The organism is Streptococcus oralis (assembly GCF_023109195.1).
Lineage (GTDB): Bacteria > Bacillota > Bacilli > Lactobacillales > Streptococcaceae > Streptococcus > Streptococcus oralis_BV.
This window is the reverse complement of the sequence record NZ_JALDUB010000003.1, coordinates 1-23936: the sequence shown is the minus strand read 5'-3', so window position 1 is coordinate 23936 and position 23936 is coordinate 1. Positions and strand designations below refer to the sequence as shown.

23 protein-coding genes, 1 pseudogene and 1 riboswitch are annotated in these 23936 nt (G+C 38.0%); of the genes and pseudogenes, 12 read left to right on the top strand and 12 right to left on the bottom strand.

What is annotated here, in order from left to right:
• Positions 1-44: 44 nt before the first annotated feature.
• Positions 45-1484 (bottom strand): TrkH family potassium uptake protein, encoded by a 1440-nt coding sequence (locus M1F65_RS08185; RefSeq protein WP_125422924.1) that lies wholly within the window; start codon positions 1482-1484, stop codon positions 45-47.
• A gap of 3 nt (positions 1485-1487) precedes the next feature.
• Positions 1488-2837 (bottom strand): Trk system potassium transporter TrkA, encoded by a 1350-nt coding sequence (trkA, locus tag M1F65_RS08180; protein ID WP_247925775.1) that lies wholly within the window; start codon positions 2835-2837, stop codon positions 1488-1490.
• 399 nt (positions 2838-3236) lie between these two features.
• Between trkA and M1F65_RS08175 the strand changes: the two genes are divergently transcribed.
• From M1F65_RS08175 to rpsI, 10 genes are all read left to right on the top strand, one after another.
• Positions 3237-3740, top strand: a complete 504-nt coding sequence (locus M1F65_RS08175; protein WP_247925774.1) for a tRNA (cytidine(34)-2'-O)-methyltransferase — start codon at positions 3237-3239, stop codon at positions 3738-3740.
• A gap of 40 nt (positions 3741-3780) precedes the next feature.
• Positions 3781-3998, top strand: a riboswitch (FMN riboswitch).
• Positions 3999-4151: 153 nt separating this feature from the next.
• Positions 4152-4715 (top strand): ECF transporter S component, encoded by a 564-nt coding sequence (locus M1F65_RS08170; RefSeq protein ID WP_049519742.1) that lies wholly within the window; start codon positions 4152-4154, stop codon positions 4713-4715.
• A complete protein-coding gene (locus M1F65_RS08165; protein WP_049519741.1) occupies positions 4705-5355 on the top strand; it encodes a phosphatase PAP2 family protein in 651 nt (216 codons plus the stop codon). Before M1F65_RS08170 ends, M1F65_RS08165 begins: the two co-directional genes overlap by 11 nt.
• Positions 5356-5382: 27 nt before the next feature.
• Positions 5383-5802: a hypothetical protein gene (locus M1F65_RS08160; protein WP_000867350.1), complete on the top strand. Its 420-nt coding sequence runs from the start codon at positions 5383-5385 to the stop codon at positions 5800-5802.
• Between the two features lie 311 nt (positions 5803-6113).
• Positions 6114-7160, top strand: a complete 1047-nt coding sequence (gene pheS / locus M1F65_RS08155) for a phenylalanine--tRNA ligase subunit alpha (protein WP_033629320.1) — start codon at positions 6114-6116, stop codon at positions 7158-7160.
• A gap of 128 nt (positions 7161-7288) precedes the next feature.
• Positions 7289-9694, top strand: coding sequence for a phenylalanine--tRNA ligase subunit beta (gene pheT / locus M1F65_RS08150; RefSeq protein ID WP_247925798.1), 2406 nt, complete (start codon positions 7289-7291; stop codon positions 9692-9694).
• A 249-nt stretch (positions 9695-9943) separates the two neighbouring features.
• The gene (locus M1F65_RS08145; protein ID WP_070567769.1) at positions 9944-10837 is read left to right on the top strand and encodes an ABC transporter ATP-binding protein; all 894 of its coding nucleotides are present in this window, start codon (positions 9944-9946) and stop codon (positions 10835-10837) included.
• Positions 10834-12033, top strand: a complete 1200-nt coding sequence (locus M1F65_RS08140; RefSeq protein ID WP_001245392.1) for an ABC transporter permease — start codon at positions 10834-10836, stop codon at positions 12031-12033. The genes M1F65_RS08145 and M1F65_RS08140 overlap by 4 nt, the downstream gene beginning before the upstream one ends.
• A gap of 210 nt (positions 12034-12243) precedes the next feature.
• Positions 12244-12690, top strand: a complete 447-nt coding sequence (gene rplM, locus M1F65_RS08135; protein ID WP_001044624.1) for a 50S ribosomal protein L13 — start codon at positions 12244-12246, stop codon at positions 12688-12690.
• Positions 12691-12708: 18 nt separating this feature from the next.
• Complete coding sequence (rpsI, locus tag M1F65_RS08130) at positions 12709-13101, top strand: 30S ribosomal protein S9 (RefSeq protein WP_000075973.1); 393 nt, start codon at positions 12709-12711, stop codon at positions 13099-13101.
• 110 nt (positions 13102-13211) lie between these two features.
• Here the strand turns inward: rpsI and M1F65_RS08125 are convergent, their stop codons facing one another.
• The 8 genes from M1F65_RS08125 to M1F65_RS08090 form a co-directional block, all read right to left on the bottom strand.
• The gene (locus M1F65_RS08125) at positions 13212-14429 is read right to left on the bottom strand and encodes a tyrosine-type recombinase/integrase (RefSeq protein WP_042903161.1); all 1218 of its coding nucleotides are present in this window, start codon (positions 14427-14429) and stop codon (positions 13212-13214) included.
• Between the two features lie 68 nt (positions 14430-14497).
• The gene (locus tag M1F65_RS08120; RefSeq protein ID WP_042903162.1) at positions 14498-14758 is read right to left on the bottom strand and encodes a helix-turn-helix domain-containing protein; all 261 of its coding nucleotides are present in this window, start codon (positions 14756-14758) and stop codon (positions 14498-14500) included.
• Positions 14759-14823: 65 nt separating this feature from the next.
• A complete protein-coding gene (locus M1F65_RS08115) occupies positions 14824-16203 on the bottom strand; it encodes a Rep family protein (RefSeq protein WP_042903163.1) in 1380 nt (459 codons plus the stop codon).
• A 270-nt stretch (positions 16204-16473) separates the two neighbouring features.
• On the bottom strand, positions 16474-17571 hold the full coding sequence (locus M1F65_RS08110; RefSeq protein ID WP_235227762.1) for a P-loop NTPase family protein: 1098 nt from the start codon (positions 17569-17571) through the stop codon (positions 16474-16476).
• Between the two features lie 250 nt (positions 17572-17821).
• Positions 17822-18163, bottom strand: a complete 342-nt coding sequence (locus M1F65_RS08105) for a hypothetical protein (protein ID WP_042903165.1) — start codon at positions 18161-18163, stop codon at positions 17822-17824.
• A 16-nt stretch (positions 18164-18179) separates the two neighbouring features.
• Positions 18180-18470, bottom strand: a complete 291-nt coding sequence (locus M1F65_RS08100) for a hypothetical protein (RefSeq protein WP_247925773.1) — start codon at positions 18468-18470, stop codon at positions 18180-18182.
• A gap of 366 nt (positions 18471-18836) precedes the next feature.
• The gene (locus tag M1F65_RS08095) at positions 18837-19085 is read right to left on the bottom strand and encodes a hypothetical protein (protein WP_042903167.1); all 249 of its coding nucleotides are present in this window, start codon (positions 19083-19085) and stop codon (positions 18837-18839) included.
• A 375-nt stretch (positions 19086-19460) separates the two neighbouring features.
• Complete coding sequence (locus M1F65_RS08090; RefSeq protein ID WP_042768947.1) at positions 19461-19655, bottom strand: integrase; 195 nt, start codon at positions 19653-19655, stop codon at positions 19461-19463.
• Between the two features lie 121 nt (positions 19656-19776).
• Here M1F65_RS08090 and M1F65_RS08085 point away from each other — a divergent pair.
• Together M1F65_RS08085 and M1F65_RS08080 are read left to right on the top strand one after the other, a co-directional pair.
• A pseudogene (locus M1F65_RS08085) lies at positions 19777-19989 on the top strand (GNAT family N-acetyltransferase); the annotation flags it as partial.
• A gap of 114 nt (positions 19990-20103) precedes the next feature.
• Entirely contained in the window at positions 20104-22617 is a 2514-nt protein-coding gene (locus M1F65_RS08080; RefSeq protein WP_247925772.1) for a Spaf_1101 family AAA-like ATPase, read from the top strand.
• 212 nt (positions 22618-22829) lie between these two features.
• Here M1F65_RS08080 and M1F65_RS10040 read toward each other — a convergent pair whose 3' ends face one another.
• Together M1F65_RS10040 and M1F65_RS10035 are read right to left on the bottom strand one after the other, a co-directional pair.
• Positions 22830-23081 (bottom strand): DNA methyltransferase, encoded by a 252-nt coding sequence (locus M1F65_RS10040; RefSeq protein ID WP_049478373.1) that lies wholly within the window; start codon positions 23079-23081, stop codon positions 22830-22832.
• A 41-nt stretch (positions 23082-23122) separates the two neighbouring features.
• Entirely contained in the window at positions 23123-23737 is a 615-nt protein-coding gene (locus tag M1F65_RS10035) for a DNA methyltransferase (protein WP_125441562.1), read from the bottom strand.
• Positions 23738-23936: the final 199 nt, after the last annotated feature.

Here is a 23936-nt window from a genome sequence, read left to right as displayed (position 1 = left end):
AAAATCCCCTTTTACTAGCTTGTAAAAGGGGGATTGTATTGTAATTAACGTTTAGACCAAGTACGCTTCATAAAGAGTAGCAAAATTGGGTAAATCTCTAAGCGACCTGCAATCATTGCAAAAGAGAGCAGGATTTTAGAGATGGGACTGAAGATGGCAAAGCTAGATGTTGTACCTAGAATTGGTCCGATATTGTTAAAACAGCTGAAGACCGCACTGGTCACGACTAGAAAATCATTGCTATCAAGACTGACGATAAAGATGAGAGAGAGAATAATCATCATATAGATAGCAAAATATTTAAGAATTTTGTGCTGGGTATCCTTATCAATCACAGTTTTATTGACGTGTAGAGTCAAAACACGGTGAGGGGATAAAGTGGACAAAATCTGATTTTTTGCGATTTTAGAGAGGATAAGTCCTCTGATCACCTTAAGACCACCTGCAGTTGAGCCAGCTGATCCACCGATTCCCATGAGGAAGAGGAGGATAAATTGGGAGAAGAGGGGCCAGTTGGTAATATCTCCGTAACCAAAACCTGTTGTCGTGATGATATTGGAAACCTGGAAGAAGGCCATTTCAACACTCTTAGAGACACCTTGGTAGAGGTGGAGCGTATTAAGCGTAATCAAGCCTGTAGAAACTAGGACAATGATGATATATGCTCGTAGTTCTTCATCTCCAAAGAAAGCCTTAACCCGACGGAGCATGAGGTAGTAGTAGAGATTGAAGTTAACCCCAAAAACCAACACTCCGATACTAACTAGATAGGTGATGAGTGAGCTACCATAGTGGGCAATTCCGTCGTTATAGACGGTAAAGCCCCCAGTTCCTGCCGTTCCCATAGCGATGACAAAACTATCATAGAGAGGCATGCCTGCTAGGTAGTAGATAACCACAAAAAGGGAGAAGAGAGCCAGATAAAGCAGATAGAGAATCTGGGCAGTGTTTTTTAGCTTGGATACGACCTTGCCAAAGACAGGTCCAGGGACCTCAGCCTTCATCACCTCCAAGTGGCTATTCTTAGCATTGTCCATAATGGCAAGTGCAAAGACGAGTACCCCCATCCCTCCGATCAAGTGGGTGAAACTTCGCCAGAAGAGGAGGGAACGAGTGAGGACGGAAACATCGTTCAGAATAGTTGCTCCTGTAGTCGTAAATCCAGAACTGATTTCAAAGAAGGCATCGATGACGCTTGGGATTTGTCCTGAAAAGACAAAGGGGAGGCCACCAAAGAAAGACCATAGAATCCAACAGAGGGCAACAATTAAAACCCCTTCCTTGGCATAAATCCGTTGATTTTTCGGTTTCCGTAAAACGCCTAGACCACCGAGAAGGACTAAAATTCCAATCGTAGAAAAGAGAGCGATAAATACTTGACTGGATTCTTGGTAATAGATCGCTACACTAACAGGGACTAGGAGAAGAACAGCTTCAATCAAGAGAAGTTTTGAGAGGAGGTAACGAATCATACTTTTATTCATTTTTTACCTCTCGATCAAGTCATAAATTTTGGTGATGTTCGGCAATAAGGTCGTCACGAGCAACTTGTCTCCCACCTCAAGCATATCTTCTCCGGTAGGGAAGATTGTTTTTCCTTTTCGGATAATGGCTGCGATGAGAACCTCTTTTTTCAATTTCAACTGTGATAGAGGTTTGGCAGTCATTTTATTAGCTTCCTTGATTTGGAATTGGAGAGTTTCAATTTGACCGTTTGCTAGATGGTGCATGGCTTGAAGGTCTGAGTACTGAGCGTTTACTCGACCACGGATAAAGTGCATAATGGTATCTACTGCGATGCTTTTTGGTGTGATGATACTTGAAAAATCAGGTGCGTGGATAATCTCTAGAAGGCTTGTTCGGTTGACCTTGGTGATATTCTTATGGACGCCAACACGGTCAAGAAACATAGAAGTGATGATATTTTCCTCATCAACTCCAGTCAAGGTTGCGACTGCATCATAGTGGGGAGCACTTTCTTCCAGCAAAATGTCTTTTGCAGTTCCATCTCCTTGGACAATATAGAGATTGGGGAACTTTTCACTGAAGAAACGAGCTCTTTCAGGATTAATCTCGATGACCTTGGTATCAATGCGACTGTCTTTTAAAATGCCAAGCAGATAATAAGCGATCTTTCCAGCTCCAACGATAAGTAAGCTTTTCACTGTACGAGATTTAAAATAGTTATGGAAAAGCATCATATCTACACGATTTCCTGTAACAAAAATCCTATCCTTGTCTTGGATAATAACATCACCGCTTGGAATCATAAGTTGGTGATCCCTCTCCATAGCACAGACAATGATATTACCAAACTTTTTACGGAAGTCTGAGATTGGCATTTGACAAAGACCGCTAGAGTTCTTGACAACAAATTCCATGAGACTGACCCGACCTCCAGCAAATCGTTCGACAGAGAGGGCATTAGGGAAATCAATGATATTTGAGATCGCACGCGCTGCCAGGAGCTCTGGATTAACAATAAGTGAAAATCCAAGAATATTTTTCTCTTTAAAATAGGCATTAGAGTATTCAGGATTTCGCACCCGAACGATGGTTTCTTTAGCGCCCATTTTTTTAGCAAGTACCGCTGAAATCATATTCACTTCATCGTGTTCGGTTAGGGCGATAAAGATATCACACTCTTGGACACCGGCTTGCTCTAAGATGGCAAAGTCAGCACCATTTCCAAGGAGACCTATGATATCATAGCGACTGACAATGTGATTGAGGACAGCCTCATCTTGTTCGATGAGGACAACGTCATGGTTTTCTGCAACCAGTGAACGACAGAGGGCGAAACCAACTTTCCCTCCACCAACAAGGACAATTTTCATATAAAAAACCTACTTTTTCATGATGTAACTATCATACCCTTTTTTAGCAAAAAATGCACTTGCTAAGGCGATTTTTAGGGGAAGAAAGGCTTTTTTCAAGTTTTGAAGATACATTTACTTAACTTCTATAACAATGTCTCTGATTTGAAGTAATTTGGCTCTTTTACCATACCTTTTCAGAAAGGAATGACCAAACATGAAAATATCATCAAAAAAAGTAAAAAAATCAAGTCATTTCTATTGACAATGATTCTGAAAGTGTTATACTAAGGAAGTAGTTTCGCTGATTTACTTCAAACCTGTTGTGAGGTAAGTTAACGATGCCTTAACCACGCTGTTTGCTGAGCTTGACTCCGGGCAGTGTGGCTATTTTTTTGCAATGATAAAAGGAAACCCGTAATGACAAATCACATTGTATTATTCGAACCTCAGATTCCACAAAATACAGGTAACATTGCGCGTACTTGCGCTGCGACCAATTCTCCCCTCCACATCATCAAACCGATGGGCTTTCCCATTGACGACCGAAAGATGAAGCGGGCTGGTTTGGATTACTGGGATAAGCTTGAGATTTATTTTTATGACAGCTTGGAAGATTTCATGTCTCAGATGAAGGGGAAACTCTATCTGATTTCAAAATTTGCTGAGAAAGTGTATTCTGAAGCAGATTTATCGACTGATGAAGACCACTATTTTCTTTTCGGACGTGAAGACAAGGGCTTGCCAGAGGACTTTATGCGTGAACATCCTGAGACAGCTCTCCGCATTCCTATGAACGATGAACATGTCCGCAGTCTCAATGTTTCCAATACCGTCTGCATGATCGTCTACGAAGCTCTCCGTCAGCAGAATTTTACAGGTCTTGAGCTTGTTCACACCTATGAAGTAGATAAATTGAAATAATCAAAATGCTTGCACTTGCAAGCGTTTTTTGTTATGATAAAGGGGTCTTCAGGGCTGGGTGTAATTCCCGACCGGCGGTGACTTTAACTAGCTATTTTGGCTTTCTCTTCGTTGTCTTGTCTCGATATACTCAAGTATTATCTTCGACTGCGACGCCTAGATTAATCCAAAATATCTTAGTTAAAGAAGTCCGCGAGCGTAAGCTGATGTGGTGCGATTCCACAACCGACAGTATAGTCTGGATGGGAGAAGACGAAAGAATAGCTTTGTCTGTTCGGATGAGTTTATTGATGAATTGCAACCGCTTGCTCAAAAGAGTGAGAGGGAACTTTTGGGATATAAAAAGTGAGAATAGATAGAGGGATCCTTTCCAACTTCTTCTGATTTTATAGAAAATTGGAGGAACCTGTTATGACAAACACACGTCGACTTTCGACCATTGCGATTTTATCAGCCATTTCATTTGTGCTGATGTACTTTGACTTTCCGCTCTTGCCAGCGGCGACCTTCCTCAAGATCGAGTTTAGTATCTTGCCAGTCCTTGTGGGCTTGGTGGTCATGGATTTGCCAGCTGCTCTCGGGATTCTCTTGTTGCGATCACTCTTGAAGTTGCTTCTCAATAGCCAGGGAGTGAATACTTACATTGGCTTGCCAATGAATATCGTAGCTCTGGGAGTTTTTGTTATCGTCTTTGGTTTGATTTGGAAAAAGGAACGCAGCACCCTTCGTTTCCTACTAGCATCTCTAGCGGGAACTATTGGATTGACTTCTGCCATGTTGGTTCTCAACTATGTCTATGCGGTTCCTTTATACGCGCAGTTTGCCAACTTTGATATTAGAGAAATTATAGGACTTTCTAACTACTTGATGACCATGGTTTTACCTTTTAACCTGATTGAAGGTTTAATCTTTGCCGTTTCATTCTGGTTGTTATACGTCCTCTTGAAACCAACCTTAAAACATTATGAGAGATAAACAAACATTTTTAATGAAGGGCAGTTTTGCCCTTTTACTTTTCGTCCTTCTTGGCTATATGGTTAAGTTCTATCCTGAAACGCTGGTCGGTTTTGATCAACCGCTTCAGACTGCCCTTCGTGGGGACTTGCCAGATTATTTAACGGTTCTGTTCCGTGCCCTTACGCATTTGATTGATATCCCAGTAATCATTACCTGGGTTGCCATCGCAGCCTTTATCTTTTATCGTAAGCAGTGGAAGATAGAAAGCTACTTCATGGCGGGCAATCTAGCCTTAGCCGGTCTTTTGATTGTGACCTTTAAAAATATTTACCAGCGCCCACGACCAGCTATCTTACACTTGGTAGAGGAGAAGGGATTTTCCTTCCCAAGCGGGCATTCTCTGGCAGTGACGCTGATGGTAGGGACTTTGATTGTCATTCTCAGTCAACGGATTAAAGATCCGGTTTGGAGAAAAATTGTGCAAATCGTCCTTGGGGTCTACCTAGTCAGTGTGCTGCTATCTCGGGTCTATCTGGGAGTTCACTATCCATCAGATGTTCTTGCCAGTTTCTGTGTGGGCTTGGGAGTCTTGTTTATCGAATTTCCTTTCTATGACAAGCTTCGCTTCCAATGGCGATTTAAAGGCAAGCAGAAGTGAGCATCAAATTCCTTTGAGGAAAAAGAAATGAAAGTCAATATAACAGATCTCCATCCGACTCAACTATACTTATCAGAAAAGAAGTTACAAGATATCCAGATGCTTTATCAGTCGGTAGAAATAATCAATGTTGCTCCAATCAGTGTTCTTGCATTCGGAGACTGCTTGTTGATTACAGACGGGCATCACAGGGCTTATCAGGCTTTATTGGCAGGTAGGGATACGATTTCTGCTGAGTGGGATAGAGATGGTGGCGATGAACTGTATTATCTCTATGCGCAAGCTTGTGAGGAAAGAAAGATTTACTCTGTTCTGGATTTAAAAAATCATATCGTATCTCAAGATGAGTATGAAGCAAAATGGTATAACTGGTGTGATGGTTTTAATCAAGCAGCAACTCTTTTATTGAAAAGGAAAGCAGGTGAAACAGATCCTACAAATAGGTAATGCATTGTGTCTTGTTCCTTTTTATATTGAAATTAGTCTAATCTAACTTGTTTTTTAACTAAAAATCTGATAAACTAAGTAGTAATTGAATAGAAATCCGCAAGACTAGTAACTCAAGGGAAGTATATCAGGGAGGAGAGCCGTGACTGCAAGCTCTCTATATGAGAGCTGGGTGAATTCACTTGCGCATGGATTTAGAAATGAAGGTCTGACTTGTCAGATGAAAACGGATGGTACCGCGTGTCAACGCTCCGAGTGGAGTTTTTGGCATGTGGTTTTCTTTTTATCTACGAGGGACTGATGGAGGAATTATGTCAACTATTGAAGAACAATTAAAAGCGCTTCGTGAAGAAACGCTGGCTAGCTTGCAGCAGATTACTGCTGAAAATGAAAAAGAGATGCAAGACTTGCGTGTCTCTGTCCTTGGTAAAAAAGGGTCGCTTACGGAAATCCTCAAAGGGATGAAAGATGTCTCTGCTGAGATGCGCCCAATCATCGGGAAACATGTCAATGAAGCGCGTGATATCTTGACAGCGGCCTTTGAAGAAACGGCTAAGCTCTTGGAAGAAAAGAAAGTAGAAGCTCAACTAGCAAGTGAGAGCATCGATGTGACACTTCCAGGTCGCCCAGTTGCGACTGGTCACCGTCATGTTCTCACACAAACCAGTGAAGAAATCGAAGATATTTTCATTGGGATGGGTTACCAAGTCGTGGATGGTTTTGAAGTGGAGCAAGACTACTATAACTTCGAGCGTATGAACCTCCCAAAAGATCACCCAGCTCGCGATATGCAGGATACTTTCTACATCACAGAAGAAATCTTGCTTCGTACTCACACGTCTCCAGTTCAGGCGCGTGCCATGGACGCTCATGATTTTTCAAAAGGTCCTTTGAAAATGATCTCACCGGGGCGTGTGTTCCGTCGTGATACGGACGATGCAACCCACAGTCACCAATTCCACCAAATCGAAGGCTTGGTTGTTGGGAAAAACATCTCTATGGCAGACCTTCAAGGAACGCTTCAGTTGATCGTCCAAAAGATGTTCGGTGAAGAGCGTCAGATCCGTTTGCGTCCATCTTATTTCCCATTCACAGAGCCATCTGTTGAGGTGGATGTTTCCTGCTTCAAGTGTGGTGGAGAAGGCTGTAACGTATGTAAGAAAACAGGTTGGATTGAGATTATGGGGGCCGGTATGGTTCACCCACGTGTCCTTGAAATGAGTGGAATCGATGCGACTGTTTATTCTGGATTTGCCTTTGGTCTTGGACAAGAGCGTGTCGCTATGCTCCGTTACGGAATCAATGATATCCGTGGTTTCTACCAAGGCGATGTCCGCTTCTCAGAACAGTTTAAATAAGATTGAAACCTGAAACACAGTCCTATACAGTCCTAGTCATTTTCTCTTGATGAGAATGGTGAGGACTGACTCGAAGAAAAAGAAAGGAATTGAAAAGAACTTACTTGTGGGTTCTTACAATCAGAATTATGCTTGTATCTTATAAATGGTTAAAAGAATTGGTGGACATTGATGTGCCATCACAAGAGTTGGCTGAAAAAATGTCAACTACAGGGATTGAGGTCGAAGGTGTGGAATCACCTGCTGCTGGTCTCTCAAAAATTGTCGTCGGTGAGGTCTTGTCTTGCGAAGATGTGCCAGAAACTCACCTCCATGTTTGTCAGGTTAACGTTGGCGAAGAAGAAGCACGTCAAATCGTTTGTGGTGCACCGAATGTGCGTGCTGGTATTAAGGTTATGGTGGCTCTTCCAGGAGCTCGTATTGCTGACAATTACAAGATTAAAAAAGGGAAAATCCGTGGCTTAGAGTCACTTGGAATGATCTGTTCACTTGGTGAATTAGGTATTTCTGACTCAGTTGTACCAAAGGAATTCGCAGATGGTATTCAAATCTTGCCTCAAGATGCTGTTCCTGGGGACGAAGTCTTTTCTTACCTAGACTTGGATGATGAAATCATCGAACTTTCTATCACACCAAACCGTGCAGACGCTCTATCTATGCGTGGAGTAGCGTACGAAGTGGCAGCCATCTATGACAAGGCAGTCAACTTTAAAGAATTCAGTTTAATAGAAACAAATGAAGCTGCAACAGATGCCCTTTCTGTAGGCATTGAGACAGACAAGGCGCCTTACTATGCAGCCCGTATCTTGGACAATGTGACTATCGCACCAAGTCCACAATGGTTGCAAAACCTTCTCATGAACGAAGGGATTCGTCCGATTAACAATGTCGTAGACGTAACCAACTACATCCTGCTCTACTTTGGTCAACCCATGCATGCCTTTGACTTGGATACCTTTGAAGGAAGCGAGATTCGTGTGCGTGAAGCGCGTGCTGGTGAAAAATTGGTGACCTTGGATGGTGAAGAGCGTGACTTGGAAACAAATGACTTAGTCATCACTGTCGCAGACAAGCCAGTAGCCCTTGCAGGTGTTATGGGTGGTCAAGCAACAGAAATCTCTGAAAAATCTAGTCGTGTGGTCCTTGAAGCGGCTGTTTTCAATGGTAAATCCATCCGCAAGACTAGCGGACGCCTTAACCTTCGTTCTGAATCATCTTCTCGCTTTGAAAAAGGGATCAACGTGGCAACTGTTAACGAAGCCCTTGATGCGGCGGCTAGCATGATTGCTGATCTTGCAGGTGCGACTGTGCGTAAGGGTATCGTTTCGGCAGGCCAGCTTGATACTTCTGATGTGGAAGTTTCTTCGACTCTGGCTGACGTTAACCGCGTCCTTGGTACGGAGCTTTCCTATGCTGATGTGGAAGACGTCTTCCGTCGTCTTGGCTTTGGCCTTTCTGGCAATGCAGAAAGCTTTACAGTCAGCGTACCTCGTCGTCGTTGGGATATCACTATCGAAGCGGACCTCTTTGAAGAAATCGCCCGTATCTATGGTTATGATCGCTTGCCAACTAGTCTTCCAAAAGATGACGGTACAGCTGGTGAATTGACTGCGACACAAAAACTGCGCCGTCAAGTCCGTACCATCGCTGAAGGAGCAGGTTTGACAGAGATCATCACCTACGCTCTGACAACTCCTGAAAAAGCAGTTGAGTTTACGGCTCAACCAAGTAACCTTACAGAACTTATGTGGCCAATGACAGTGGATCGTTCCGTTCTCCGTCAAAATATGGTCTCAGGTATTCTTGATACAGTGGCCTACAACGTGGCTCGTAAGAACAAAAACTTGGCTCTTTACGAGATTGGAAAAGTCTTTGAACAAACAGGCGATCCAAAAGAAGATCTACCAAATGAGATCAATAGCTTTGCCTTTGCCTTAACCGGCTTGGTTGCTGAAAAAGATTTCCAAACGGCAGCAGTTCCAGTTGATTTCTTCTATGCTAAGGGAATCCTTGAAGCCCTCTTTACTCGCTTGGGACTAGAAGTGACCTATGCAGCAACAGCTGAGATTGCAAGTCTACATCCAGGACGTACGGCCGTGATTTCACTTGGCGACCAAGTTCTTGGTTTCCTTGGCCAAGTGCATCCAGTTACTGCCAAGGCTTACGATATCCCAGAAACTTATGTAGCGGAGCTCAACCTTTCAGCCATTGAAGCTGCCCTTCAACCAGCTGCTCCATTTGTGGAAATCACCAAATTCCCAGCAGTCAGCCGTGACGTGGCCCTACTCCTCAAGGCAGAAGTCACTCATCAAGAAGTTGTAGATGCTATCCAAGCTGCAGGCGTGAAACGTTTGACTGATATCAAACTCTTTGACGTCTTCTCAGGCGAAAAACTGGGAGTTGGCATGAAGTCAATGGCCTATAGCTTGACCTTCCAAAATCCAGAAGATAGCTTGACAGACGAAGAAGTCGCACGCTATATGGAAAAAATCCAAACTTCTCTCGAAGAAAGAGTTCATGCAGAAGTGCGTTAAATTTTCAATCCATCCTTCGGGGTGGATTTTTAGTTTCAAAAGGACAGTTCAGAAGAGAAAAGCGATAGTTGAGGAGGAAGCCATCTCAGAAGGTCTTTAATGAGTTATACTAATGCTATCACTGAAGTACTTAAAATTTATTAGAGAAAGGATACTTTTGCTACTTATTATCCGATAAAATGGACATAAATCGTTGTAAAGGCTATCAAAAAGGAGTATAATAAGTGCAACATATCTCGGAGGTGGAAAATGTTAGAAGTAAGAAATCTAGAGAAAAGTTTCGGTCCCAAGCAAGTCTTGTTTGGTGTCGATTTTCAGGCAAGTCCAGGAAGGATTCTGGGCTTGGTCGGGAAGAATGGTGCTGGGAAAACAACGATTTTCCACAGTATGTTGAAATTTTTAGAGTATCAAGGAGAGATCAGTCTGGATGGGCAGGAGATTCGTCAGGAAACCTATGCTCGGATTGGTTATCTGCCTGAGGAACGCAGCCTTATGCCCAAGCTGACAGTCCTTGAACAAGTTCGCTATTTGGCGACTCTAAAGGGCATGGATGCCAAGGAAGTCAAGGAAAAACTCCCCCAATGGATGGAGAAATTGGAAGTGAAGGGCAAATTGACCGACAAAATCAAGAGCCTTTCCAAAGGGAATCAGCAGAAAATTCAGCTCATTATCACCCTAATCCATGAGCCAGACTTGATTATCTTGGATGAGCCTTTTAGTGGTTTGGATCCAGTTAATACCGAGTTACTCAAACAAGTCATCTTGAAAGAGAAAGAGCGCGGTGCAATCATTATCTTTTCTGACCATGTCATGACCAATGTCGAGGAGCTTTGCGATGATATCCTGATGATTCGTGATGGGCGTGTAGTCTTGCACGGACCGGTCCAAGAAGTTCGCAATCAATACGGGAAAACGCGTCTCTTTGTTTCAAGTGAACGAAGCAAGGAAGAATTGGAAAATCTTCCTCATGTCAAACAGGTGAGCTTGACCAAGCAAGGCAGTTGGAAATTGATCCTAGATGATGAGAGCGCTGGAAGAGAACTCTTCCCAATCCTCACTCAAGGTCAATACATCGCGACCTTTGACCAACAAGCTCCAACAATCGATGAAATCTTTAAACTAGAATCAGGGGTGGAAGTATGAGAAATATGTGGGTTGTAATGAAGGAAACCTATCTTCGACATGTCAAGTCGTGGAGTTTCTTCTTTATGGTGATTTCGCCGTTCCTCTTTTTAGCCTTATCTGTAGGAATCGGCTTTCTCCAAGGGTCTTCTATGGCCAAGAATAGCAAGATAGCAGTAGTAACAACTGTGCCATCTGTGGAAGAAGGGCTCAAGGGTACCAATGGTATCAACTTTGATTATAAGGATGAAGCCAGTGCCCAGGCTGCTATCAAGGATGAGAAAATCAAGGGTTACCTAACCATTGACCAAGAGGACAGTGTCCTCAAGGCCGTCTATCATGGTGAAACTTCTCTTGAAACAGGCATCAAACTAGCAGTAACCAATAAGTTAAATGAACTGCAATACCAACTGAATCGCTCGGCGGCTAATTTGTCTCAAGAACAGGAAAAACGCCTGAGTCAAACCGTTGACTTTACTGAGAAAATTGATGAATCTAAGGAAAACAAAAAAATTGTTCAAACCATTGCGGCCGCAGGGCTTGGTTTCTTCCTTTATATGATTTTGATAACCTATGCTAGTGTCACTGCTCAGGAAGTGGCTAGCGAGAAAGGAACCAAAATCATGGAGGTGGTCTTCTCTAGTATCCGAGCAAGTCATTATTTCTACGCTCGCATGCTGGCTCTGCTTCTTGTGATTTTGACTCATATTGGCATTTACGTCGTGGGTGGGCTGGCTGCCATTCTGCTCTTTAAAGATATCCCTATCTTGGCACAATCTGGAATTTTAAATCATCTAGGAGAGGCTTTCTCGCTCAATACCTTATTGTTTGTCTTGGTTAGTCTCTTTATGTACGTTGTTTTAGCAGCCTTCCTAGGCTCTATGGTTTCTCGCCCTGAGGATTCAGGAAAGGCCTTGTCGCCATTGATGATCTTGATTATAGCAGGATTTGTTGGTGTGACTTCTCTAGGTGCTGCTGGGGATAATTTAGTTCTGAAAATTGGTTCCTATATTCCTTTCATCTCGACTTTCTTTATGCCATTTAGAGCTATAAATGGGTATGCAAGTGGTCTAGAAGCTTGGATTTCGCTTGCCATAACGGTTGTTTTTGCGGTCACTGCGACAGCCTTTATCGGCCGCATGTATGCTAGTCTAGTTCTTCAAACGGATGATTTGGGAATCTGGAAAACCTTTAAACGTGCCTTAGCTTATAAATAGGAGAGCCTCGCAAAAGCGAGGTTTTTCTAGATGTTAAACACTGAAATCGGCAAAAATATTTTTCATATCTATTGACTTTTAGTAGTGAAATTTGGTATGATAGTAGACGGTATTGTTTACCCCATTTGTAAGGCCCCGGAACCTTTCAAATACCCCGCGGACCGGAACATCCGCCCTGTAAACAAAAACGATATTCATATAGGAGAAATCATGAACAAAACTACATTCATGGCTAAACCAGGCCAAGTAGAACGCAAATGGTACGTTGTTGACGCAACTGATGTACCTCTTGGACGCCTTTCAGCAGTTGTTGCTAGCGTACTTCGCGGAAAAAACAAACCAACATTCACACCACACACTGATACAGGTGACTTCGTAATCGTTATCAATGCTGAAAAAGTTAAATTGACTGGTAAAAAAGCAACTGATAAGATCTACTACACTCACTCAAACCACCCAGGTGGATTGAAACAAATCTCTGCTGGTGAACTTCGTTCTAAAAATGCAGTACGTTTGATCGAAAAATCAGTTAAAGGTATGCTTCCACACAATACTCTTGGCCGCGCTCAAGGTATGAAATTGAAAGTATTCGTTGGAGCTGAGCACACTCACGCTGCACAACAACCAGAAGTTCTTGATATTTCAGGACTTATCTAAGGAAAGGAACAATAAAGTATGTCACAAGCACAATATGCAGGTACTGGACGTCGTAAAAACGCTGTTGCACGCGTTCGCCTTGTTCCAGGAACTGGTAAAATCACTGTTAACAAAAAAGATGTTGAAGAGTACATCCCACACGCTGACCTTCGTCTTGTTATCAACCAACCATTCGCAGTTACTTCAACTGTAGGTTCATACGACGTTTTCGTTAACGTTGTAGGTGGTGGATACGCTGGTCAATCAGGAGCTATCCGTCACGGTATCGCTCGTGCCCTTCTTCAAGTAGACCCAGACTTCCGCGACTCATTGAAACGCGCAGGACTTCTTACACGTGACTCACGTAAAGTTGAGCGTAAGAAGCCAGGTCTTAAGAAAGCTCGTAAAGCATCACAATTCTCAAAACGTTAATCAATACGATTATATCAACGTTTCGAAACACTTCATGGTTCACACTATGGGGTGTTTTTTTGATGATTTTTAGCAAAATTCACACCACTTTTCACACCAAATTCACACCATTATTTTTTAAGATTACGAAAGGCAATTTCTCCAACAGCCATTGGGATTACATTTGAAGTGTTGACATAAGTCTTAGTTGTAATCGTATCACTATGAGTGAGTGCTTCAGAAATAGCTTCTATAGGTGTTCCAGCCTGTTTTGCTAGTGTTGCCCCTGTATGTCGTAATTTATGCGGAGTAGCATGCTTAAGTTCTGGATGACGGCGTTGGACGGATTTCATCTTATTATTAAGGTAATCAGAGTGTAGTGGGCTGTTAACATTTCCTTTCATATCGATATAGGTAAAGACATACTGTTCATTGGATTGTATAATTCCAAATTTTGCTAGTTCATCTTTTTGCTGTTTTTTCCATTCTTTAAGTAAGTCAGTCAATTCAATAGGGATTCTGAAAGTTGTCTTTTTATTCCCTTTGGTAGATTTTGGATTTTTGTATTTATCTAAAGCTTGTACTAACTGAATTTCATGTTTACTTGTTTTGATATGTTTCCATTGTAGAGCATAGCTCTCTGATTTTCTATCTGCTAAGAAAAATGTAGTATAAAACAAAACATAGTCTTTGAATAGAATTTTTCCAGTCTCTAAATCCTTTTCAAAAGCTGTAAACCATGCTTGAAGTTCTTCTTGAGATAGATATAAATCTTCATCTTTTTTAGATTCCTGTAGCTTTATTTTCTTAGTGGCTTTGATACGGCTTATCGTTTTTGATAGGCGATTAGTTTCGATATACTCTAATTCTTCTGCCCAGTCAAAGATAGAGTTAACGTAGCTTCTAATAACCTTGAAATTTGCATATTCCTCAGCTTTTTGAGTTAATAGATTTAAAACAACTTGTTTATTTTGATTGAGAAACTCAATAGAGTAGTTGCCAAGCATAGGTAAGATATGTTTTCTAAAGGTGATTTCTGTACCATTTACAGTAGCTTGAGAAGGTGGTTTAGTCGTAGAGGTGGTTTGTCCGGCTTTGTAGGATTCCCACCAAACGTTTTTATAAAAGTCGGAAAAGAGTATAGCACCATTATTTTCTAGTAAGGCTGATTCTCCACTAAGAATTTTGTCAATCTTGTTTTGAAGTTCTAGTTCGTATTTTTTTGCTTCACTCCTTGTTTTGAATCGTTTTTCAATCACTTTCTTATCAATACCTAGTGAAGATTTAACTTCTTCAGGAATATAGATTCGTAAGCGATAGGTTCCATTTTTGGTTTTTGTAATTGTCATAGTATTCTCCTTTTTAATTGAGCTAGAAAAATACCGTGATTTCATTATAACAAACCACGGTAGAAATGCTACTGATTTTGTAGCCAGCGATTGATTTCGGTTTTATCGAATCGAACGGTTTTTCCAATACGAATGATAGGTAAACCTTTCCGAATCCAACTATCAAGTGTATTATTGGAAATTCCTAGATAGTCGCAAGTTTGCTGTTTGTTCAAAAATGGACTTCTAAGCGTGCTATTGTTCAACCGATTCTCGATTTCGTGCTTGAGTAAGTCAGCAATCAAAAGCTGAATTTGATGAATCTGTTCATCTGGTAGAATAACTTGCATATTGCTTACCTCTTGTATATTTTATTGATATTTGAGATAATAGCAACAACAAAGGTAGTTGTGTGCTATTTTTGTTTAGTGCCTGGGTTATCATTGTTGGTTTGGTCGCTAGCATTGATAACCTTTTTCTTTTTGTTCCATTGCATGTTTTGAATCACTCTTTTTACAATTTTGTTAGTTGCTTCATTGATTGAATTACAGCTAAATTTTGAAAAGATGAAAGAGTGATGAGGTGATTCGTGCCAAGAATGTTGAATTGTTTCAGAAGTAGGTAGATTTTTTATTGGGACTGCTAAACGGAATGTATCGGTTATTTCTACTAGATAATCAATTCGCCTTACAAATTGTCCAAGGTCTTCTCCAGTGTTTCCTTTTGACTGTTTAAAAAGACTGAGTGGCTCCTTAGTACTAGTGATAATGATGAGCTTTGCTGCCCCCATTTTGTTGTGGTAACGTGCTGAAACAGGACTAATCGTATATGGGTCTAATAATTTTAACCAATCTGACACGTTTAAACTATCTCCTCTTATATCGTCTAGAAATAAAATTTCTTGACCGTTATATTCGTCAAATGCGTTAGTGGAAGCTGTTATGCAGTAATCCCAACGTTTGCCGAATCTAAGAGCAATGTTCTGTACTAATGTTATCAGTTTTTTACTGTACAGTGTTTTTCCTACTCCGCTTTCAGCTTTTATAAAAAGAATGGTCTTTTTAAATTCTCCTGATTCAAGATCATCTATTGTCTGATAACTTTTGCGTTCTCCTGCTGTATCTAATGCTTCGTTTATTTTCCTTTTATGTTGTCCATAAATAGCATAGTATTCATTTGTGAGCATGATATTCCTTTTAGTAACTTCTCCAACTAATATTTTTTCAATCAACCAGTCAACGCTTAGAGAAGTTTCTTTTGCTTTTTTTGTGGCTCGTCCTTTTACCCATGTTGCCATATTACGATGATAGATACTTTTGTAATCCTCTCCTAAGACTGTTGCAACCTCCTCTGGCTGATATTGATACTTGGTTTCGTCTTTGGCATGGACTAGATAGGCAAGGCAATTATCATAGCCATAGCGACCCGATTTTAGCTTTTCAAGATATTGGGGTTCAACACCAACAGCTAGAGCTATTCTGTTTAGTGAAGCTCCTTTTTCAAACTTAAAGAGAAAATGGATATGTTCAGCTTTCTTTTCGATTACATTTTTCATCAATTTCTGATTCCAAACGTTTATCTCGTCTTTATCATGTTTAATTCCGTAAGCCTCTTTAACAGTAATATCAGCTTTATTCAGCTTATCAGTGACTGTCTCAAGTAGCGGGCGGATATTACTTTCATCTCTAGCCTGCTTTAAAGCAGTTTTATCTTGCCAATTTTTCCAGTGTTCATTTTCCAGTTGTTGGACCAGCATAATAGCAGTTAGATTTGCTTCTTTTTTATTTTTGTTCATTATTAAGAACTCCTTGTTTTAATTATTCCTCTAACTATTCCCTAGATAAATCAAGAGATTGAGTTTTTATAAATCGCTCAAGTCCTTGATATTTCTAGGATTTTGAATATGCACGGCACTTGACAAGCCCAGTGCCGTGCAGGCGTTGAAATAGTTAGAGTTAATTTTACTTCATCTCTTCGAGATGACCGACCTCGTGACTCGTCGGCTTCGTCATGAATCATTTAATTTAACTGACAGATATTTCTAGTCAGTTAAATCAGATGATTTTTAATTATCGTTAAACAATGGTGTTTCAAAATAGTGCGGGACTTCCCATTTTTTTCCCGACCCGATAAACCTAGCGAGTCCTTGACCTCTATCGTAAGAGCGTTTAGGCATATCAGCAAAACCACTCATCAAGTATTTTCGTTCATCAGCAGAGTCAGCGGCGCCTCCAAGCATAATTACTGCATCCGAGCAGTTGACGCGAGCTAATGAGGGAAGGAAACCTTCTTTAGTAGCAAATTGACTAATTGCAATGATGTGAATACCAGCAGATCCACCAGTAGCCGAGAGTCGGTTAATAGCAGCAATCCAACGTGAAGTAATTTTTAGACTTTTATCAGCTTTATCAAAAGATTCAAGAGAAGCATTTAGATTTCCCAGTTCGTCGAAAAATAGAGCGATATCAGGCATATCTTCCATTTCTAGATACTTGTCTTTATCTGCCCCATTGATTTTAGCCAGTCGTTCATCCATTATGGAGCACCAATATTCAGCCCGTTCGACTATTTTAGTAGGGTCTGATTCTCCATTGAATTCTCTAACGTATCGGTCATATTTTGCGGAATTGTATTCAACTATCCAGCCTTGAAGTAACATTAATCTTGCTAAATAACGTCCAGCCAGAACTGATTTCCCTGCACGAGTGCGAGCGACAATTGATAAATGAGGAGTAATATCAGAATGCCAAATCAGATTCTTTGATAGTTGTATTGCATGACAATCCTTGCTAACAAATTCTTGTAATGAATCAACTTGCCCTTTTACATGTAACCTTTGAGATGTGAGTGTATCTTCGAAGTAAAAGAGAATGAAACTATCTCCGGTTGTAAGTTCTGAATTAACGACAGCAAATCTTTGATATTTACCTGTTAAGATTCCAGAAATACGTTGTTCAAACTTCTCTCGGTCAGCACGTTCCCAGTTTGCAATGTTTTCAATAGCGATATAGCCTTCATCTAATCTATTGTTAACCCAAACATGAATTTCAGGCATCTCATTTCCATATCTTGTTGCATTAGATAGTTTTAACACATCTGTAATTTGTTTATCATTGAATAATCGTTTTAATCGTTGTGCTAGTTTTTGAGATTCTTTAGACATGGGAGGGATTTCAATTAATGAGACATGTTCACGCTGAAACCACGTGTACAATAATATGAGGAAAGTTGCAACGAATATAACGATAGAACATAATAATAATTTTCTAAGGTATGGAGATAAAACAGTTATTGTTTGTCCTATAAAGACTATCAAACTTATTAATCCAAATGTAATCGCAAGGGCTATCTGAGAGAGTTGATAGCCTTGCAATTTACAATTAGAGGTTGGTTTGATTCTTCGATATTTCCTCCTAAACATTTCGTTGAACCACTGCTACGGATTCAGCACTATACCATCCGACACCATTAGGTGTTGCTCCACCACGTACATTTTTAAATTGAAGAATAGTGCCGAATTCTACATCGAGTTTATTAGGTGCTTTGATAGAGTATTGAAGATCATTCTTTATATCTACAATCGAATACTTGAATTTATTATCGACTTTCTCAATAGAACCGATAGATAAAACATTCAGAGTAGGAATAACATCAGTTGTATACTCATTGCCATTTTTTTCACTGACTAAAGTTCTTGATTGTGTTTCGTGATTTAGAACTTCACTAAGAGTTCTAGTCCAATTTGGTATTGCCATGAGTGGCACCTGCTTTCTATTTGTTTTTAAGGTTTAAGAAGATATTTTCCAAACTAGTAATAAGAAAACGTTCATTTTCAATTCGTTGAATAAGTTCATTTTCTGACATAAATTCAATGTCTGAGTTGTGATGAATTGATAATGTATTAAACGATAAAATATCTTGACTATACCATCTAGCTCTTAATTCTTCTGATACATGTTCAAAATTCCAATCGTTGTTAACCTTTTGATAGCTTGTCTCACTATAGTTAGTTAATCTATTAAAACGCAATTCGCGAAGGGTTCGCTTTAAATCTGTAATCATTTAGACTACCCCAATTCTTTCTAGCTGACTGTTCTACGTCGGCAGTAGTATCATATCAACAAGCAAAAAAGCAACACAAAAAAGATTTGCATTGCTTCTTTACATTAAGTGATTTACATTGAGTGATTTACATTAAGTGATTTACATTAAGTGATTTACATTAAGTGATTTACATTGAGTGATTTACATTGAGTTATGCAATGTCAATATAATTGTTTACAACTTTATTCTATCATATTATTTCACATAGTCAAGTAGATAATACCTCCTTCAAAAATAAGCACTCTTTAATGGTTTATCATTTGGTACATTTGAAAGTATTGTTTACGTCGGTAGGAAAATATTCGAAATGCTATACACCAAACTTCATAAAGACAAGTTATCAGACGAATCTAGGCCAGCAAAATCATCGATTGTTAAGGGATTTAGAGGTTCTTTCGCTTGTTTTAATCTAATCCGTTCTTTCGTTTGTCTTAAAATATCTAGTAATTCATTGTACTCCTGTTTTGAGATACTTCCAGTTTTTAGGGCTGTATCTATATCATTCTTAATCGAGAAAGTATCAGTAGAACTCAATTGAGTTATTTTATATTTTAGAATATTGTAATCAGTCATATGAGTACCTCCTTTTATTATAATATTAGCATAGAAAAAGATGTTAGTCAATGGTGTGAACTTTTTGGTAAAATCTAGCTCAATTCGTGTATTTTTAGAGTGAAATTCACACCATTCAACTGAAATTTATTCAAATTAGATGAAATTCTGTTTTCTGAAAAAGTGGGAAAACATTGATTTTAAGCATTTACTGAAGGTTATTCAAATCATAGTTTTTCCAGCCAGGTCTTAAGAAAGCTCGTAAAGCATCACAATTCTCAAAACGTTAATCAATACGATACTATCAACGTTTACAGATATTCAAGAATTTTCTCTTGGATGTCTTTTTTTGTTCAAAAAACTAAAGTTCACCCAAAAATTCACCCCAAGTTCACCCTATTGCTTTTTGAGACTTCTAAAGGCTATTTCTCCTGCTGTTTGATTTACTTTTTCAGAAGTATTGACATAAGTCTTCGTTATTTGGATGTCACTATGAGTAAGTGCTTCTGAAATGGCCTCAAGAGAAAAACCTGCTTGTTTAGCAAGATGTTGGAATTTATGAGGTCCTTGATGGATATTATTTTTCTTCATAAGTATGTTATAATGTAGATATGATATGAAAAAATTAAGATATCTCTTTAAATGCTGTAAATGTCACTTTGTGTGAACATGAGTGAATTTGAGTTTAGAGAATGATAGGAGATAGTTTACAATGATAAGTTTAGAGTTGATGTCTGAAGAAAATAGCATAGATGTTTATTCTTTTGAAAAAGAAAATAGAGAGTATTTTGAGCGAAGTTTACCTCCTATACCAGCTCACTATTTTGATTCAGAAAGTTTTAAAGAAATTACAAGGGAATTGTTAAGGGAACAAGAGAATCATGATGTCTACATGCATCTTTTTAGAGATGCACAAGGTGTTATGAATCTGCTGACTTGTAAGTGAACTATGATATTGAATTTGTTAATAGGCAATAATAGAAAAAAATATTCTAGATAAGTCATTGATATATTGAGAACTGCTAAAGGAGGGAAATAGATGAGCAAAAAAATTAACTTAGAAGCAGAACGAGCACATAAGACAATTCGTGGCGAAAAAAATAAATTTGGTAGTTACCGTAAGACATTGTTTCATGTACATACTCCAGAATCTCATGATTATAGATTATTTAAAAAATGGAAAGACTTGCCAGAGAATGATTGGAATAATTTAACTATTGATGACTATATTAAAGAGATTAGAAATCAAAAAATATTTCCAAAAGACTTTCTTCAAATAGATAAAGGGGAAAAGGTTTTATATGAAAACTATTTTATGAATGGATTCAGTAGCGAAAAAGAACAAGTTGCCTTTTTAACTATTGCTCAAAGTCTTTACAATGAAAATATATCGGTTGTTGTAGTCTCGGATCATAATACTATATCAGGTATAGAAAAATTAAAGACAGCTATTAAATTAGTATCTGATTTATTTCAGAATAAATGTAAAGAATATATTGAAGTAATAAACGGAGTGGAAATTTCTTGTGCAGATAAGGTGCATGTGCTGGTAGCTTTTCCTAACAGTAAAGCTAGTTTCATTCAAAAATGGCTTAACTTTAATCTAATGAGTATCAAGGAAGGATCTTTTAAGGCGAGTTTGGAAGTATTGGAGAAATTTATCTATAAAGATTGTTTTGCCTACATAGCTCATATGAATAGTTCAGATGTATTTAAAGAGGGGCATTTTTCAAATGCTTACAAGAAAAAACTTTTTTCTAAGGCTTACGCTCGATTCATAGGCGTATCAAATATTGCCAAAATAGATGATATCAATAGCTATCTTACGAAATATTTAAAAAAGAATGTACCATCATTTATTCTTGACAATGATTCACATTGTGTCGAGGAACATTCAATTAATCCGATGTGGATAAAATTTAGTAAAAGAAACTATGAACAGCTCCGAGAAGCTTTATCAGAATATGATGTATCCATTGAACTAATGAATCCAGAAATCAGCAAGGCGAAAGCTATACGTGGAATATATGTACCAACTCTCAGTAACTCGTACCTGCTAAAGAATAATTCAGAATTTGTTATTAAATTTTCGGAATCCCTAAATTGTTTAATTGGAGGAAGAGGAACTGGAAAAAGTACGATTTTAGATTTGATTCAATTTGTATTGTCTCAAAAAGCAGATACGAAACAAAAATTTGAATTTCTCTCTCAACACTCAAGGGTATATATTTTGTATGAGATGTCAAAGAAAGAATATTTGGTTGAGTTAAATTTACCTACTCAGAAGAATGAGGAAGACATATATGACACTTTTGACGTTAAAACAAAAGCTACATCAAGTTATTGGTATTATGAAAGTCGTTTAACGGAGAAAATTAGAGAACAATATTTATCAATATATGAAGTTCAAGAGAGTGCTCAACTTAGTAAAGTTTCCAGACAAAAGAAATTAAGCTTAATAGACCAAATGTTTGATAATAGATATTCAGTAAATCAACTTGTAAATATTGCTAGTGATGACAGAATAAGTGATTATTTGTATGAAGTAATAGCTAAAGATAAAAAGAGTATAAAAAAATATCAAGTTTCTAGTAAAATATCTTCAACAGGCGAAATTGACCAATTCATTCTGAATGAAGATAAGCGATTAGAAGAACAAAAAAATAAAATATTATCACTAATAAGTCCATTCAATGATAATCAATCAGGGAAGCTACAAATATTGTATAGTCAACAAAAAAAATTTGTATTACCTGAAAATTTTTATTTTTGGTTCTTCCCTGAGGGGAAAAATTTAGATAATTCGTTTCAAGGATATCGTTTAACATGTGGGGAAATCATCGATTATTTTTCAATGATTTTTGATAGAAGTGGTTTTGCGACTTTTGTAGACTTAATGAATAATAGGAACCTCAAGGGTGAATATTCAATAAAAAAATTTGCCCAAAATAGTAGGTTGAATGATTATGTATATCTAAAAGAAGCAGACGATATGTTATTGAATGAAATTTTTGAGCTCTGGAATAAAGTTAATATTAATTTAATTCAGCTATATTTAGAGGATGTTTATAATAATTGTGAAAATTTATATCTTGAATTTAATATCAACTCCAAAGTGACAGATGGAAACAAGAAAATAATTTTTAAGGAGGTAACACGTTTAAGTTTAGGTCAGAAGGTAGTTGCCATGCTTGATTTTATTCTTGCCTATTCAGAATTCACAAATGATAATCGACCATTACTTATAGACCAACCAGAAGATAATCTAGATTCACGATATATATACAATAATTTAGTGCAGATATTACGAGATGTTAAAAACAAACGTCAGATTATTATAGCCACTCACAACGCAACAATAGTAACAAATGCAATGTCTGATTTAGTTATTTTGATGGAATCGGATGGAGAACATGGATGGGTTGAACAAAGTGGATATCCAAGTGACGATAAAATAAAAAAACACATTGTAAACTACCTTGAAGGTGGCAAAGAATCGTTTGAGCATAAGGTGAAAATATATAAACGTGTAATTGATATAAATAAACTGTAAAATGTTTAGTGTATAACTTTCAGAATAAGAGAACGACTCAAAATTAAAAAGCTAGAGTTCCGCAATTGGAAATCTCTAGCTTTTTGTGGTTGAGAACTATTTTGTCCCAGGCTCTTTTTAATATTAAATTTTATAATGAACTACTAAGATATATCTAAATTTAGAGCAATGATCTATTATACTAATTTAGATAGAATAGCTTGTATACTACTCTAAAAATTAAATAAATTAAGTTGTTCATTGGTGCTTTCTTTTATTATGTTTTTACATAAAGTATAATAGTTCTCGTTTAACTCAATACCGATAGAATTCACACCAAAACTATTAGCAACAACACAAGTAGTTCCACTGCCAAGGAAAGGATCTAAGACAGTATCGTTTTTATTTAAATATTCAATAATCATACTAGGGATTTTTGATGGATATGGAGCGGTATGGCCCAAAATATTCTTTTCTTTTACCATTTTGACTACTGGATGTAGTTGTATTATATTCGAGTGAAGTTTTATAGTATTAGAAGTTTTTTTTTGGAAAGGATAAATATATGTTCCCAACAATTAAGTGGTGATTGATAATATGGGCCTAAAATTCCTTGATTAAAATTCCGGTTTCCTTGGATTTCCCCTTTATCCCAAATGATATTTCCATCAATTCTAAAACCAATTTTTTCAAAAATATCCAACATATAAGCTCCAAGAATCATTCTTTTATTTCCCATTGCGGATTGTGCAATAATTCTTTCGTTATCAAAATAGTCGAATATATTAAATAGCATTGAACTTCCATCTTTTAACGTTCTGAAGAGTTCAAGAGCTATATTATATATGTCATATAGGAAGTAATATATATTGGGCCAATTTGAATATTCTTTTGCATTATAATAAGGAGGAGAAGTAACAATTGCGGAAATAGAATCATTTTTTAATACGTGTAATACATCGAGTGCATTACCACAATAAATAGTTGCTTTATCAATTTTACTAGCTTCCTTCAGTGAACCACGGTGATAATTTTGTAACATGTATTTTTTAAACCAATCAGAGTTATGAAATTCGTGGTACAAATCTTCCTTAGAATTACTAGGTTTTAAACATTTTAGATTACGATTAAACTTGTTCAATTATAAATCTCCTCTTAAATATTGAAAAAACCATTGGCAGTGGACATACTTTAAGACTATATATTTCTGAAACTAGTTTCACAATACAAATATTGACATGCAATTATTAATTGGTGGATTTTAAGTTGACATCTACAAAGTTTAATGTTAAAATACATTCAAAAATATATTTGAATGAGGTGCTTTATGGTTCAAAATG